The following is a 13,912-nucleotide window of genomic DNA, read 5'->3' on the forward strand; positions in this document are numbered from 1 at the left end:
TCCCGCCACCATCCCCCCGTCCCCCCTCACACCCAGCAGAACGGCTCAAGGCGACGCATGCCCCAGCACACCTCCGGGTCCGACCGCGCGGCGGTGCCCCCCGCTGCCCGGAGCACCGTGCGCCCGCCCGCACCCTCGTCGCTCGACGAGCTGTGGCGGTCGTACAAGGACACGGGCGACGAGCGGCTGCGGGAACAGCTGATCCTGCATTACTCGCCGCTGGTGAAGTACGTCGCGGGCCGGGTGAGCGTCGGTCTGCCGTCCAACGTGGAGCAGGCGGACTTCGTGTCGTCCGGGGTCTTCGGACTCATCGACGCGATCGAGAAGTTCGACATCGGGCGGTCGATCAAGTTCGAGACGTACGCCATCACCCGGATCCGCGGCGCGATGATCGACGAACTCCGGGCACTGGACTGGATCCCACGCTCCGTGCGGCAGAAGGCGCGAGCCGTGGAGCGCGCGTACGCCACCCTGGAGGCCCAGCTCCGGCGCACCCCCTCGGAGAGCGAGGTCGCCGCGGAGATGGGCATCGCCCTGGAGGAACTGCACGCGGTTTTCAGCCAGTTGTCACTGGCGAACGTCGTCGCTCTGGAGGAGCTGCTGCACGTCGGCGGCGAGGGCGGGGACCGGCTCAGCCTCATGGACACCCTGGAGGACACCGCCGCGGACGACCCCGTCGAGGTGGCCGAGGACCGCGAGCTGCGGCGGCTGCTCGCCCGTGCCATCAACACGCTCCCGGAGCGGGAGAAGACCGTCGTCACGCTCTACTACTACGAAGGACTGACCCTGGCCGAGATCGGCAACGTGCTGGGCGTCACGGAGAGCCGTGTCAGCCAGATTCACACCAAGTCGGTGCTCCAGCTGAGGGCAAAGCTGGCCGATGTAGGGCGGTGACCCGGAGGGGGCGGTCGTAAAGTGGAGCCGTGCCCAGGATTCGAGCGGCCTCCGTGGCCGAGCACCGGACCATGCAGCGCGGCGCCCTGCTGGACGCCGCGCGTTCCCTGCTGTCCGAAGGCGGGACGGAGGCGCTGACCTTCCCCGCCCTCGCCGAGCGCACCGGCTTGGCCCGGTCGTCCGTCTACGAGTACTTCCGCTCACGCGCCGCCGTCGTCGAGGAGCTGTGCGCGGTGGACTTCCCGGTATGGGCGGCGGAGGTCGAAGCGGCGATGCAGCGGGCGGAGACACCCGAGGGCAAGGTCGAGGCGTACGTCCGCACCCAGCTCGACCTCGTCGGTGACCGGCGCCACCGGGCGGTCGTCGCGATCTCCGCGAGCGAATTGGACGACGGGGCGCGGGAGAAGATCCGCGCCGCGCACGGCGGGCTCGTCGCCATGATCGTCGAGGCGCTGGCCGAGCTGGGCCAGGAGCAGCCGCGGCTGGCCGCAATGCTGCTCCAGGGTGTGGTCGACGCGGCGGTCCGCCGCATCGAGCTCGGCGCGGCGGAGGACCCGGCCGCCATCGCCGAAACGGCCGTCTCGATGGCGCTCCGGGGCGTGCGGGGCGCGTAGCTCTCGCCCGAGGGGCCGCTGGGGGCTCGCTGCCGGGGCGCCTTATGTGGTGGCGCTTGCTGTCGGGGCGCCGCTTGCTGCCGGGGCGCCTTGTGCGGTGCGGGCTTGCTGTGGGCCGCTTTCTGCGGCGAGGGCTCGTCGCCGGGCTGCTTTTGGCAGTGCGGGTTCGCCGCCCCGCTTTTTGCAGCGCAGGTTCGCCGCCGGTCGGGGTGCAGCGCGGTTCGTGGTGCGGTGCGCTTTGTGGTGCGGCGCGGTTCGTGGTGCCGGTTCCGCCTCGGTAGGGGCTGGTGCGGGTTCCGGCGCGTGGGTGCGGTGAGCGGCCGTGGGGCAGGGGTGCGTGCTGGTTGTGGGCTCGCCGCCGAGGGGGGCGTGGCGGTTCTGCGGGGGACGCGGCGGGTGGTGGGGTGGGGCCCTCCGGGGCTCGTCTCCTCGCGGTCGGCGGCCTCGGGCTCCTCGCTCGGTGCCCGCCCGGTGCCGCCGACCTCCGCGGGGACGACCCCGCACGGCCCCACCCCGGCCGGACGCCGGGTGCGGATCAGGCCGGATCGGTGAGGGGCAGCAGGCGCGAGGGCGGGCGGCGCAGGAGCGACAGGGGGTTGAGGTAGGTGTCGCCTCTGCGGAGGCCCCAGTGGAGGCACGTCGACGCGCAGTGGGCGCGGGCGGCCGCGGAGACGACGCCCACCACCTGGCCCGCCGTGACGTCCGTGCCCTGGCGGACCAGGGGGCGGACCGGCTCGTAGGTGGTCCGCAGGGGCGGGGCGCCCGTGGACGGGTGTGTGATCGACAGGACGCCCCGGCCCGCCACCGGGCCCGCGAACGTGACCCGGCCGGCCGCCGCCGCGCGGACCTCGGTGCCCGGCGGGGCGGCCAGGTCCACACCGCGGTGGCCCGGACCGTACACGGAGGCGGGAGGCTCCCAGCCCCGCACGATCGCCGGGCGCGGCGGGCCCACCGGCCAGACGGCGGTGAGGGGGACGAGTGCGGACAGCAGCAGGGCGAACAGCGTGGAGTACATGCGCAGAATGTGGCGCGGACGCACGCGACCGCGCTGATCATGGACCCGATCTGTGGACTACCGGCCGGTTGTGGACAGCGCCGTCACCCGGCGCTGCCGAGGTCCCGTACACTTCTTCTGGCGACCCGGGCCACCGGGTCGACTTCGCACGCCCCGCCACCACCGTCAAAAGTCGTGGCAGCGCTCTTCGGTCCACTCGTGGCACGGCGCGTCGGGGCGTCAGGACATAACCGAGAACCAAGGAGATACGGCCATGGCCGTCGTCACGATGCGGGAGCTGCTGGAGAGCGGCGTCCACTTCGGTCACCAGACCCGTCGCTGGAACCCGAAGATGAAGCGCTTCATCTTCACCGAGCGCAACGGCATCTACATCATCGACCTGCTCCAGTCGCTGTCGTACATCGACCGCGCCTACGAGTTCGTCAAGGAGACCGTCGCGCACGGCGGCTCCATCATGTTCGTCGGTACCAAGAAGCAGGCCCAGGAGGCGATCGCCGAGCAGGCGACCCGCGTCGGCATGCCCTACGTCAACCAGCGCTGGCTGGGCGGCATGCTCACCAACTTCTCGACCGTCTACAAGCGCCTTCAGCGCCTGAAGGAGCTCGAGGCGATCGACTTCGAGGACGTCGCGGCCTCGGGTCTGACCAAGAAGGAGCTCCTGGTCCTCTCGCGCGAGAAGGCCAAGCTGGAGAAGACCCTCGGCGGTATCCGCGAGATGCAGAAGGTGCCCAGCGCCGTCTGGATCGTCGACACCAAGAAGGAGCACATCGCCGTCGGTGAGGCGCGCAAGCTCCACATCCCGGTCGTCGCGATCCTCGACACCAACTGCGACCCCGACGAGGTCGACTACAAGATCCCGGGCAACGACGACGCGATCCGCTCCGTCACCCTGCTCACCCGCGTGATCGCCGACGCCGTCGCCGAGGGCCTCATCGCCCGCTCCGGCGCCGCGACCGGCGACCAGAAGCCGGGCGAGAAGGCCGCCGGCGAGCCGCTGGCCGAGTGGGAGCGCGACCTGCTCGAGGGTGGCGAGAAGAAGGCGGACTCCGACGAGGCCGCCGAGAAGCCGGCCGAGGCCGCTGCCGAGGCGCCCGCCGCCGAGGCCGCTCCGGCCGACGAGGCTCCGGCCGCGGACGCCGAGCAGGCCTGACCCTCAGGGTTCGGATCGACGGCGGGGGCACGCGTGGCCCCCGCCGTCCACCCGTAGATCTTCGTAGATCTTCCAGACTTCGAAAGAGACTTACAGATCATGGCGAACTACACCGCCGCTGACGTCAAGAAGCTCCGCGAGCTCACCGGCGCCGGCATGATGGACTGCAAGAAGGCGCTCGACGAGTCCGAGGGCAACGTCGACAAGGCCGTCGAGGCGCTGCGCATCAAGGGCCAGAAGGGCGTCGCCAAGCGCGAGGGCCGCTCCGCCGAGAACGGCGCCGTCGTCTCCGTGATCGCCGACGACAACACCTCCGGTGTCATCGTCGAGCTGAAGTGCGAGACCGACTTCGTCGCCAAGGGCGAGAAGTTCCAGAGCGTCGCCAAGGCCCTCGCCGAGCACGTCGCCAAGACGTCCCCCGCCGACATCGAGGCGCTGCTGGCGTCCGAGATCGAGGCCGGCAAGACCGTCCAGGCGTACGTCGACGAGGCCAACGCCAACCTCGGCGAGAAGATCGTCCTGGACCGCTTCGCGCAGTTCTCCGGCGGTTACGTCGCGGCCTACATGCACCGCACCATGCCCGACCTGCCCCCGCAGATCGGTGTCCTCGTCGAGCTCGACAAGGAGAACGCCGAGGTCGCCAAGGGCGTCGCGCAGCACATCGCCGCCTTCGCCCCGAAGTACCTCTCCAAGGACGACGTCCCGGCCGAGGTCGTCGAGGCCGAGCGCCGCGTCGCCGAGGAGACCACCCGCGCCGAGGGCAAGCCCGAGGCCGCGCTCCCGAAGATCGTCGAGGGTCGCCTCAACGGCTTCTTCAAGGACGCCACCCTCCTGGGTCAGCCGTACGCGCTCGACAACAAGAAGTCCGTCCAGAAGGTCCTGGACGAGGCCGGTGTCACCCTGAAGCGCTTCAGCCGCATCAAGGTCGGCATCTGAGCCGGTACGCGCTCGACACGGGATCCCGCTAGGGTTTTCCCAGTGGACGGTCGGTCGCGTGAGCGCCGGCGGCCACAGATCTGACGAGGAGGCCATTGCCGTAGGGACAACAGCACCCACCGGCAATGGCCTTCTTCGTATGTGCACGAGGAGATCTCCATGAACCAGGGCGCCGCACAGGGCGACGACAACACCGGTAAAAAGGTCGGCCGCTTCATGCTGAAGCTGTCCGGCGAGGCGTTCGCCGGCGGTGGTGGTCTCGGCGTCGATCCCGACGTCGTACACGCCATCGCACGCGAGATCGCCGCGGTCGTCCGCGACGGCGCGGAGATCGCGGTCGTGATCGGCGGCGGCAACTTCTTCCGCGGCGCGGAGCTTCAGGTACGCGGCATGGACCGGGCCCGCTCCGACTACATGGGCATGCTCGGAACGGTCATGAACTGCCTCGCCCTCCAGGACTTCCTGGAGAAGGAAGGCATCGACTCCCGGGTCCAGACCGCCATCACCATGGGGCAGGTCGCGGAGCCGTACATCCCGCTGCGGGCCGTGCGCCACCTGGAGAAGGGCCGCGTCGTGATCTTCGGCGCCGGTATGGGCATGCCCTACTTCTCCACCGACACCACCGCGGCCCAGCGTGCCCTGGAGATCGACGCGGAAGCTCTCCTCATGGGCAAGAACGGGGTGGACGGGGTCTACGACTCCGACCCCAAGGCCAACCCGGACGCGGTGAAGTTCGACGCGCTGGAGTACGGCGAGGTGCTCTCCCGCGACCTCAAGGTCGCCGACGCCACCGCCATCACCCTCTGCCGCGACAACAACCTCCCGATCCTCGTCTTCGAGCTGCTCGCGGCGGGCAATATCGCGCGAGCGGTGAAGGGTGAGAAGATCGGCACTCTCGTGAGCGACCAGGGCACCAGGACCTGATCCCGGGTCCCGGGGGCTTTCCCGGGGTGCCCCGCGAGGGGATGGACAAAGCCCTGCCGGTCGGACACCGTGCAGGGAACAGACGCGACGCAGGTTCCGCAGCCCTTTGTACGCCGGGCCTACTCATAGACACGCAGGAGCAAGTGGTGATCGAAGAGACCCTCCTCGAGGCAGAGGAGAAGATGGAGAAGGCCGTCCTGGTCGCCAAGGAGGACTTCGCCGCGATCCGGACCGGCCGCGCGCACCCGGCCATGTTCAACAAGATCGTGGCCGACTACTACGGTGCCGTCACGCCGATCAACCAGCTGGCGTCGTTCTCCGTGCCGGAGCCCCGCATGGCCGTGGTGACCCCGTTCGACAAGAGCGCGCTGCGCAACATCGAGCAGGCCATCCGCGACTCGGACCTCGGCGTCAACCCGAGCAACGACGGCAACATCATCCGTGTGGTGTTCCCCGAGCTCACCGAGGAGCGCCGCCGCGAGTACATCAAGGTCGCCAAGGGCAAGGCCGAGGACGCCAAGGTGTCCATCCGTTCGGTCCGCCGCAAGGCCAAGGACACCATCGACAAGGCGATCAAGGACGGCGACATCGGCGAGGACGAGGGCCGCCGCGCGGAGAAGGAGCTCGACGACACCACCGCGAAGTACGTCGCGCAGGTGGACGAGCTGCTCAAGCACAAGGAAGCCGAGCTGCTCGAGGTCTGATGAACGACTCTTCCTGGGGGGCCCCGCCGAGAGGCGGTCAATGGGGTCCGCCCGACCAGGGGTACCACCCGGGGTTCGCTCCGGCCGCCCCGGCGGGTCCCGCCTACGACGGGCATGAGGCACAGCAGACTCGGCCCATGCCCATCGTGCCCGACGTTCCCGCCGGTGGAGACTCCGGTGGAGACCAGGACGACCGCGACCGGGGGACCGCTCCGCTGAGCGGTCCCCCGTTCCGTGACGAGATGCCACCGCAGCAGCCGTACCAGCCGCCGCGGCGGGAGAATCCGCAGGAGCCCATGCCCAGCTCGCAGTCGGGAGCGCCGCAGCCTCCGGAGCAGCCCGGTCCCCACGCCGATCCGCAGGCGGGCCGGCAGGCCGGTCGGCAGGCCGCTTCGCCGCGGAAGCAGAAGAAGCGGGCCGGCCGGGACCTGCGGGCGGCCATAGGGGTCGGCGTCGGTCTCGGTGCGGTGATCGTCGCGTCGCTCTTCATCGTCAAGGCCGTGTTCGTCGGCGTGATCGCCGTCGCCGTCGTGGTCGGGCTGTGGGAGCTGACCTCCCGCCTTCAGGAGCGCAAGTCCATCAAGGCCCCGCTTGTGCCGCTCGCCGTCGGCGGTGCGGCCATGGTCGTGGCCGGGTACGTACGCGGGGCCGAGGGCGCCTGGGTCGCCATGGCGCTGACCGCCCTCGCGGTACTCGTGTGGCGGATGACCGAGCCGCCCGAGGGCTACCTGAGGGACGTCACGGCCGGTGTCTTCGCCGCGTTCTACGTGCCGTTCCTGGCCACGTTCGTGGCGCTGATGCTCACCGCGGACGACGGTCCGTGGCGGGTGCTCACCTTCCTGCTGCTGACCGTGGTCAGCGACACCGGTGCGTACGCGGTCGGCTGGCGGTTCGGCAAGCACAAGCTGGCGCCGCGTATCAGCCCCGGCAAGACCCGCGAGGGGCTCCTGGGAGCGGTGGCGTTCGCGATGGCGGCGGGCGCGCTGTGCATGGAGTTCGCCATCGACGGCGGAAGCTGGTGGCAGGGCCTGCTCCTGGGCCTCGCCGTCGCGGCCAGCGCCACGCTGGGCGACCTCGGCGAGTCGATGATCAAGCGGGACCTGGGCATCAAGGACATGGGCACGCTGCTGCCCGGTCACGGCGGCATCATGGACCGGCTGGACTCGCTGCTTCCGACCGCGCCGGTGGTGTGGCTGTTGTTGGTGATCTTCGTCGGAACGGGCTGAACCGCGGTCCGGTTACCCTGGAAGGGCTCGTCGCATCGTCGCGGCGGGCCCTTTCGGCCCCGCGACCCGCGCGGGGATCATCCGGTGAGGTCTCCCGGCTCACGTACCGCGGCCTCGTCTTTACTGAGGAGTACCAGGTCATGCCACGCCCCGCACCGGGAGAGCTCACCTTCGTCGCCCCGCGGGGAGCCAAGAAGCCGCCGCGGCACCTCGCCGACCTGACGCCCGCCGAGCGCAAGGAGGCCGTCGCCGCCATCGGTGAGAAGCCGTTCCGCGCCAAGCAGCTCTCCCAGCACTACTTCGCGCGGTACGCGCACGACCCGGCCGCGTGGACGGACATCCCCGCCGCCTCCCGCGAGAAGCTCGCCGCGGAGCTGCTGCCCGACCTGATGTCCGTGGTCCGGCACATCTCCTGCGACGACGACACCACCCGCAAGACGCTGTGGCGCCTGCACGACGGGACCCTCGTCGAGTCCGTCCTCATGCGGTACCCCGACCGCGTCACCATGTGCATCTCCTCGCAGGCCGGCTGCGGCATGAACTGTCCGTTCTGTGCCACCGGCCAGGCAGGGCTCGACCGGAACCTGTCGACCGCCGAGATCGTCCACCAGATCGTCGACGGAATGCGGGCGCTGCGGGACGGCGAGGTGCCGGGCGGACCCGCGCGGCTCTCCAACATCGTCTTCATGGGCATGGGGGAGCCGCTCGCCAACTACAAGCGCGTCGTCGGCGCCATCCGCCGCCTCACCGACCCCGAGCCCGACGGCCTCGGGCTCTCGCAGCGGGGCATCACCGTGTCGACGGTCGGCCTTGTCCCGGCCATGCTCCGCTTCGCCGACGAGGGCTTCAAGTGCCGCCTCGCCGTCTCGCTGCACGCCCCCGACGACGAGCTGCGCGACACCCTCGTACCCGTGAACACGCGCTGGAAGGTCCGGGAGGTGCTGGACGCCGCCTGGGAGTACGCGGAGAAGTCCGGCCGCCGCGTCTCGATCGAGTACGCCCTCATCCGCGACATCAACGACCAGGCATGGCGGGGCGACCTCCTCGGCCGGCTGCTCAAGGGCAAGCGTGTCCACGTCAACCTGATCCCGCTCAACCCGACCCCCGGCTCCAAGTGGACCGCCTCCCGCCCCGAGGACGAGAAGGCGTTCGTCGAGGCGATCGCCTCCCACGGCGTACCGGTCACCGTCCGTGACACGCGTGGACAGGAGATCGACGGTGCCTGTGGACAGCTCGCGGCGGCGGAACGCTGACCTTGTAGTCTGAGCTCGAACACATCTGCATATTCCGACAGGGGAGCGCCACAGCGCTGAGAGTGCGACGCCGTCAGGTCGCAGACCCTCTGAACCTCGCCCAGGTCATTCTGGGTAGGAAGTTCGGTCGTTACTCAAGCTGTTGCGCCCTGCCCACCGCACGATCGCGGTGGGCGGGGCCGCGTCTCTTCCTGGTCACACCCAGGAGGAATCTCAGTGAGCACCACCAAGAAGATCGCGGTCGGCACCGTCGCCGCCGCGCTGGGCGTCACGACGCTCGTCGCCTGTGGCGGAGAGCCGGACAAGGCGTCCGACAGCGGTACGAAGTCGAAGACCGTGACGCTCGTCAGCCACGACTCCTTCAACGCCTCCCCGGCCGTCCTGAAGGAGTTCACCCAGCAGACCGGCTACACCGTCAAGGTCCTCAAGAGCGGCGACGCCGGCGAGGCCGTCAACAAGGCGATCCTCACCAAGGGCGCCCCGCAGGGCGACGTCTTCTTCGGCGTCGACAACACCCTCCTCTCCCGTGCCCTCGACAACGGGCTCTTCGAGCCGTACGAGGCCAAGGGCCTGGACCGGGTGCCCGACGCCGTACAGCTCGACAAGGACAAGCACCGCGTCACACCCGTCGACACCGGCGAAATCTGCGTCAACTACGACAAGAAGTACTTCGCGGACAAGAAGCTCGCACCGCCGCAGACCTTCGACGACCTCGCGAAGCCCGCGTACAAGAACCTCCTCGTCGTCGAGAACCCGGAGCGGTCCTCGCCCGGCCTGGGCTTCCTGCTCGGCACCGCCGCCCAGTACGGCGACGACGGCTGGCAGGACTACTGGAAGAAGCTGAAGGCCAACGGCGTCAAGGTCGTCGACAGCTGGGAGCTCGCCTACAACCAGGAGTTCTCCGGCTCCGCCGGAGGCAAGAAGGCCAAGGGCGACCGGCCGCTCGTCGTGTCCTACGCCTCCAGCCCGCCCGTCGAGGTGCTGTACTCCGAGCCCCAGCCGGCCGAGGCGCCCACCGGCGTCTCCACCGGCACCTGCTTCCAGCAGACCGAGTTCGCCGGACTGCTGACCGGTGCGAAGAACGCCGAGGGCGGCAAGGCCCTCATCGACTTCCTGATCGGCAAGAAGTTCCAGGAGGACATGCCGCTGCAGATGTTCGTGAACCCGGTGGCGAAGGACGCGAAGCTGCCCGAACTGTTCACGAAGCACGGCGCCACGGTCGCCAAGCCGCACACCCTCGCCCCCGAGAAGATCGCCGAGAAGCGTGACGGGTGGATCCAGTCGTGGTCCTCGCTCGTCCTGAAGTAACCGCCCGCACCGGCGGGGCGCTGCGGGCGGGGCTCATGGCCCTGCCCGTGGTGTTCTTCGCGCTCTTCTTCGCCTACCCCGTCGCCGCGATCGTCGGGCGCGGGCTGAAGACGGACGACGGCGTCTGGCAGTTCGGGCGGCTCGGTGAGGTACTGAGCCGCCCCGACATTCTCGACGTCCTGTGGTTCACCACCTGGCAGGCGCTCGCCTCCACCGCGCTCACCCTGCTGATCGCGCTGCCCGGCGCCTACGTCTTCGCCCGCTTCGCATTCCCCGGCAAGCAGCTCCTGCGGGCCGTCGTCACCGTGCCGTTCGTGCTCCCGACCGTCGTCGTGGGCACCGCGTTCCTCGCGCTCCTCGGGCGGGACGGACTGCTCGACGAGCTGTGGGGCGTGCGGCTGGACACCACGGTGTGGGCGATCCTCCTCGCGCACGTCTTCTTCAACTACGCGGTCGTCGTCCGTACCGTCGGTGGCCTGTGGTCACAGCTGGACCCCCGCCAGGAGGAGGCCGCCCGGGTGCTGGGCGCGTCGCGCTTCGGCGCGTGGCGGCGGGTGACACTGCCCGCGCTCGGCCCCGCCGTGGCCGCCGCCGCGCTGATGGTGTTCCTCTTCACGTACACCTCCTTCGGCATCGTCCAGATCCTCGGCGGGCCCGCCTACCGGACGCTGGAGGCGGAGATCTACCGGCAGACCGCGCAGCTCCTCGACCTGCCGACGGCCGCGGTCCTGACCCTGGTGCAGTTCGCCGCCGTCGGGGCCATCCTCGCCGTCCACGCGGGGACGGTACGGAGGCGGGAGACCGCGCTCAAGCTGGTCGACGCGGGCCTGACCGCCCGGCGGCCGCGCGGCGCGGGGCAGTGGGCCCTGCTCGGCGCCGTGCTCGTGACGATCGTGCTGCTGCTCGTGCTGCCGCTCGCGATGCTGGTGGAACGGTCCTTCGACGGCGGCCTCGGCTACTACCGCGCGCTCCAGGACGTGGACGCGGGCGGCGGGACGTTCCTCGTGCCGCCGGCCGAGGCCATCGGGAACTCCCTGGAGTACGCCTTCGCCGCCACCGCGATCGCCCTTCTGATCGGTGGGCTCGCCGCCGCCGCGCTCACCCGGCGTGCCGGCCGGCTCGTGCGCGGCTTCGACGCGCTGCTGATGCTGCCGCTCGGGGTGTCCGCCGTGACCGTCGGATTCGGGTTCCTGATCACCCTGGACGAGCCGCCGCTCGACCTGCGCTCCTCCTGGATCCTCGTGCCGCTCGCCCAGGCCCTGGTCGGCGTCCCCTTCGTCGTACGCACTATGCTGCCCGTGCTGCGCGCCGTGGACGCCCGGCTGCGTGAGGCGGCGTCGGTGCTCGGCGCGACTCCGTGGCGGGTGTGGCGCGAGGTGGACCTGCCGCTGGTACGACGGGCGCTGCTGGTGGCGGCGGGGTTCGCGTTCGCCGTGTCGCTGGGCGAGTTCGGGGCGACCGTGTTCATCGCCCGGCCCGACAACCCGACCCTCCCGGTCGCCGTGGCCCGCCTCCTCGGGCGGCCCGGCGAGCTCAACTACGGCCAGGCCATGGCCCTCTCGACGATCCTGATGGTGGTGTGCGCGGTGGCCCTGCTGCTGCTCGAACGTATCCGTGTCGACCGTGCCGGGGAGCTGTGACCATGCTCGCTCTTCAGGACGTGACCGTACGCTTCGGATCACGCGTCGCCGTCGACGCGGTGTCGCTGGACGTCGCCGACCACGAGATCGTGTGCGTCCTCGGGCCCAGCGGCAGCGGGAAGTCGACCCTGCTGCGGGTCGTGGCCGGGCTCCAGGACGTGGACGCGGGCCGCGTACTGCTCGACGGCGCCGACCAGGCCGGCGTGCCCGTGCACCGGCGCGGCGTCGGGCTGATGTTCCAGGACCACCAGCTGTTCCCGCAGCGGGACGTCGGCGGCAATGTCGCGTTCGGGCTGCGCATGCGCGGCGCGTCGCAGAAGGAACAGGCCGGGCGGGTCGCCGAGTTGCTGGAGCTCGTCGGGCTGCCGGGCGCCGAACGGCGGGCCGTCGCCGCTCTGTCCGGCGGCGAGCAGCAGCGCGTCGCCCTCGCCCGGGCGCTGGCGCCCCGACCCCGGCTGCTGATGCTCGACGAACCGCTCGGCCAGCTCGACCGGGGGCTGCGCGAACGGCTCGTCGTGGAGCTGCGGCAGCTTTTCGGACGGCTCGGTACGACGGTGCTCGCCGTCACGCACGACCAGGGCGAGGCGTTCGCTCTCGCCGACCGGGTCGTCGTCATGCGCGACGGGCGCATCGCCCAGAGCGGTACGCCCCTGGAGGTCTGGCAGCGCCCCGCCTCCGAGTTCGTCGCCCGGTTCCTGGGCTTCGAGAACGTGGTCGCAGCGACGGTGACCGGCGAGGCGGCCGACACCGTGTGGGGCAAGGTCCCCGTGCCGGCCGGGTCCGCGCAGGGGGCCGCCCGGGTGCTGGTGCGCCCCGCGGGCGTCCGGTTCGGCGACCCGGCCGACGGGCTGCGGTGCACGGTCGCGGGGCGGACTTTCCGGGGCCACCACGTGGCGGTACGGCTCCGGCCGGAATCCGGCCCGGCCCTGGAGGCCGAGTGCGCGCTGCGCGACGCGCCCGAGGAGGGGGCGGTGGTCGGCGTGACGTTCACGGCGGACGAGGTCGTGGTCCTCGGCTAGGGCGCGTCCCGGGGACCGGCCAGGTCCTCCCGGACGGCGCCCGACAGGTCCAGCACCGCGCACGCGCCGCCGTCCCGCGGGTTGGTGAACGTCAGGCGGGCGCCCAGCACCCGCGCCTGGCCCGCGGCGATCGTCAGACCCAGGCCCAGCCCCTTGCCCACCGCGCTGGTCTGGAACCTGCGCGGGCCGTGTGCCAGCAGGTGCTCGGGGAAACCGGCGCCCCGGTCGCGGACCCGGACGACGCCACCCTCGACCTCCACCACCACCGGTTCGGCGCCGTGCCGAAGGGCGTTGCTCACCAGGTTCGTCAGGACCCGCTCCACGCGCCGGGAATCGGTCTCCACCAGCGCGTCGGCAACGATGTCGAGACGGACCCCGGTGTGCTCCACCGCGCGCACCGCCCGGCGGGCGAGCCCGCCCAGCTCCACCAGCCGCAGGTCGGCCTCCTCCGCGCCGTTGTCCAGACGGGCGACCTCCAGCACGTCCTCCATCAGGTCCCGCATCCGCGCGACCCGCTCCTTCACCATCGACTCGGCCCGGCCGTCCGGCAGGAGCCCGGCCGCCGCGACCAGCCCCGCCACGGGCGTACGCAGCTCGTGCGCGATGTTCGCCGTCACCTCGCGCTCCGCGCGCAGCCGTTCCGCGAGCGCGTCCGCCATGGTGTTCACCGCCCGGGTGAGCGTGGCGATCTCGTCCCGCCCCGACTGGGGGAGCCGTGCGTCCAGGTCACCGCCGGTGATCTGCTCCGCCCGCCGCGCCGACAACCGCAGCCGCCGCCCCAGCCGCGTGGCGAGCAGCAGACCGATCAGGGTCGCCACCGCCGTACCGACGACACCCGCCCGGAACATGCCCGCCTGGAGCTGGCCCGACAGCGGATCCTCGAACCGCTTGAGCACCAGGACGTCGTCACCGACGCTCGTCGCCGCCCAGATCTGTCGGCGTTCCCCGTACGCCTGCACAAAGGTGGCGCGGCGCCCCGCCCGGACCGTGTCCCGCAGCTCTTCGGGCACGTTGGGCGGATTGACCTGGAGCCCGAAGACGGCCCGCCCGCTTTCCACGTACGTCCGCTCCGCGAACAGCAGCCGCTCCATGGCCTGGTCGCGGGCCCGGTCCTCCATCAGCCGCGGTACCTGCACACCCGTCACCAGTGCGGCGAGCGCGGCGGTCGCGGTGATCGTGGCACCTATCTTGAGCCGTAGCCCCATGTCTCATCTCCCTGGCGGGAGTCT

General features: G+C 71.0%; 13 protein-coding genes. 11 read left to right on the top strand and 2 right to left on the bottom strand.

Annotated elements, in window-relative coordinates; all coding sequences use genetic code 11:
* The first annotated feature begins 57 nt into the window (after nucleotides 1–57).
* Together whiG and ACZ6C1_RS02795 are read left to right on the top strand one after the other, a co-directional pair.
* A complete protein-coding gene (whiG, locus tag ACZ6C1_RS02790; RefSeq protein ID WP_469236969.1) occupies nucleotides 58–894 on the top strand; it encodes an RNA polymerase sigma factor WhiG in 837 nt (278 codons plus the stop codon).
* Nucleotides 895–947: 53 nt separating this feature from the next.
* Nucleotides 948–1,508, top strand: a complete 561-nt coding sequence (locus ACZ6C1_RS02795; RefSeq protein ID WP_469237175.1) for a TetR/AcrR family transcriptional regulator — start codon at nucleotides 948–950, stop codon at nucleotides 1,506–1,508.
* Between the two features lie 535 nt (nucleotides 1,509–2,043).
* On the opposite strand, the gene ACZ6C1_RS02800 is transcribed toward ACZ6C1_RS02795, so the two are convergent.
* Entirely contained in the window at nucleotides 2,044–2,523 is a 480-nt protein-coding gene (locus ACZ6C1_RS02800) for a M23 family metallopeptidase (protein WP_469236970.1), read from the bottom strand.
* A gap of 253 nt (nucleotides 2,524–2,776) precedes the next feature.
* On the opposite strand from ACZ6C1_RS02800, the gene rpsB reads away from it, so the two are divergent.
* The 9 genes from rpsB to ACZ6C1_RS02845 all read left to right on the top strand — a co-directional run bounded on the left by rpsB (nucleotide 2,777) and on the right by ACZ6C1_RS02845 (nucleotide 12,683).
* Entirely contained in the window at nucleotides 2,777–3,673 is an 897-nt protein-coding gene (gene rpsB, locus ACZ6C1_RS02805; RefSeq protein WP_469236972.1) for a 30S ribosomal protein S2, read from the top strand.
* Between the two features lie 99 nt (nucleotides 3,674–3,772).
* Complete coding sequence (gene tsf, locus ACZ6C1_RS02810; RefSeq protein ID WP_189551678.1) at nucleotides 3,773–4,609, top strand: translation elongation factor Ts; 837 nt, start codon at nucleotides 3,773–3,775, stop codon at nucleotides 4,607–4,609.
* A gap of 159 nt (nucleotides 4,610–4,768) precedes the next feature.
* On the top strand, nucleotides 4,769–5,533 hold the full coding sequence (gene pyrH / locus ACZ6C1_RS02815) for a UMP kinase (protein WP_469236973.1): 765 nt from the start codon (nucleotides 4,769–4,771) through the stop codon (nucleotides 5,531–5,533).
* Nucleotides 5,534–5,679: 146 nt separating this feature from the next.
* Nucleotides 5,680–6,237 (top strand): ribosome recycling factor, encoded by a 558-nt coding sequence (gene frr / locus ACZ6C1_RS02820; protein WP_469236975.1) that lies wholly within the window; start codon nucleotides 5,680–5,682, stop codon nucleotides 6,235–6,237.
* Complete coding sequence (locus ACZ6C1_RS02825) at nucleotides 6,237–7,463, top strand: phosphatidate cytidylyltransferase (protein WP_469236977.1); 1,227 nt, start codon at nucleotides 6,237–6,239, stop codon at nucleotides 7,461–7,463. The genes frr and ACZ6C1_RS02825 overlap by 1 nt, the downstream gene beginning before the upstream one ends.
* A gap of 140 nt (nucleotides 7,464–7,603) precedes the next feature.
* The gene (rlmN, locus tag ACZ6C1_RS02830) at nucleotides 7,604–8,716 is read left to right on the top strand and encodes a dual-specificity RNA methyltransferase RlmN (RefSeq protein WP_469236978.1); all 1,113 of its coding nucleotides are present in this window, start codon (nucleotides 7,604–7,606) and stop codon (nucleotides 8,714–8,716) included.
* 216 nt (nucleotides 8,717–8,932) lie between these two features.
* Nucleotides 8,933–10,024 (top strand): thiamine ABC transporter substrate-binding protein, encoded by a 1,092-nt coding sequence (locus tag ACZ6C1_RS02835; RefSeq protein ID WP_469236979.1) that lies wholly within the window; start codon nucleotides 8,933–8,935, stop codon nucleotides 10,022–10,024.
* A 35-nt stretch (nucleotides 10,025–10,059) separates the two neighbouring features.
* Nucleotides 10,060–11,664 (top strand): ABC transporter permease, encoded by a 1,605-nt coding sequence (locus tag ACZ6C1_RS02840; RefSeq protein WP_469237177.1) that lies wholly within the window; start codon nucleotides 10,060–10,062, stop codon nucleotides 11,662–11,664.
* Nucleotides 11,665–11,666: 2 nt separating this feature from the next.
* Entirely contained in the window at nucleotides 11,667–12,683 is a 1,017-nt protein-coding gene (locus ACZ6C1_RS02845; RefSeq protein ID WP_469236981.1) for an ABC transporter ATP-binding protein, read from the top strand.
* Here the strand turns inward: ACZ6C1_RS02845 and ACZ6C1_RS02850 are convergent.
* Nucleotides 12,680–13,888 carry a sensor histidine kinase gene (locus ACZ6C1_RS02850; protein ID WP_469236983.1) on the bottom strand — a complete coding sequence of 403 codons (1,209 nt, stop codon included), beginning with the start codon at nucleotides 13,886–13,888 and terminating at the stop codon, nucleotides 12,680–12,682. The two genes, ACZ6C1_RS02845 and ACZ6C1_RS02850, sit on opposite strands and share 4 nt — an antisense overlap.
* Nucleotides 13,889–13,912 lie beyond the last annotated feature (24 nt).

This window comes from Streptomyces sp. NPDC041796 (genome assembly GCF_055590785.1).

Excerpts from the sequence above, each read along its gene's own strand:
- pyrH (WP_469236973.1), top strand. The coding sequence starts at position 4,769 with ATGAACCAGGGCGCCGCACAGGGCGACGACAACACCGGTAAAAAGGTC.
- ACZ6C1_RS02825 (WP_469236977.1), top strand. The coding sequence starts at position 6,237 with ATGAACGACTCTTCCTGGGGGGCCCCGCCGAGAGGCGGTCAATGGGGT.
- ACZ6C1_RS02840 (WP_469237177.1), top strand. The coding sequence starts at position 10,060 with ATGGCCCTGCCCGTGGTGTTCTTCGCGCTCTTCTTCGCCTACCCCGTC.
- ACZ6C1_RS02800 (WP_469236970.1), bottom strand. The coding sequence starts at position 2,523 with ATGTACTCCACGCTGTTCGCCCTGCTGCTGTCCGCACTCGTCCCCCTC.
- ACZ6C1_RS02845 (WP_469236981.1), top strand. The coding sequence starts at position 11,667 with ATGCTCGCTCTTCAGGACGTGACCGTACGCTTCGGATCACGCGTCGCC.
- tsf (WP_189551678.1), top strand. The coding sequence starts at position 3,773 with ATGGCGAACTACACCGCCGCTGACGTCAAGAAGCTCCGCGAGCTCACC.
- whiG (WP_469236969.1), top strand. The coding sequence starts at position 58 with ATGCCCCAGCACACCTCCGGGTCCGACCGCGCGGCGGTGCCCCCCGCT.
- ACZ6C1_RS02850 (WP_469236983.1), bottom strand. The coding sequence starts at position 13,888 with ATGGGGCTACGGCTCAAGATAGGTGCCACGATCACCGCGACCGCCGCG.
- rlmN (WP_469236978.1), top strand. The coding sequence starts at position 7,604 with ATGCCACGCCCCGCACCGGGAGAGCTCACCTTCGTCGCCCCGCGGGGA.
- rpsB (WP_469236972.1), top strand. The coding sequence starts at position 2,777 with ATGGCCGTCGTCACGATGCGGGAGCTGCTGGAGAGCGGCGTCCACTTC.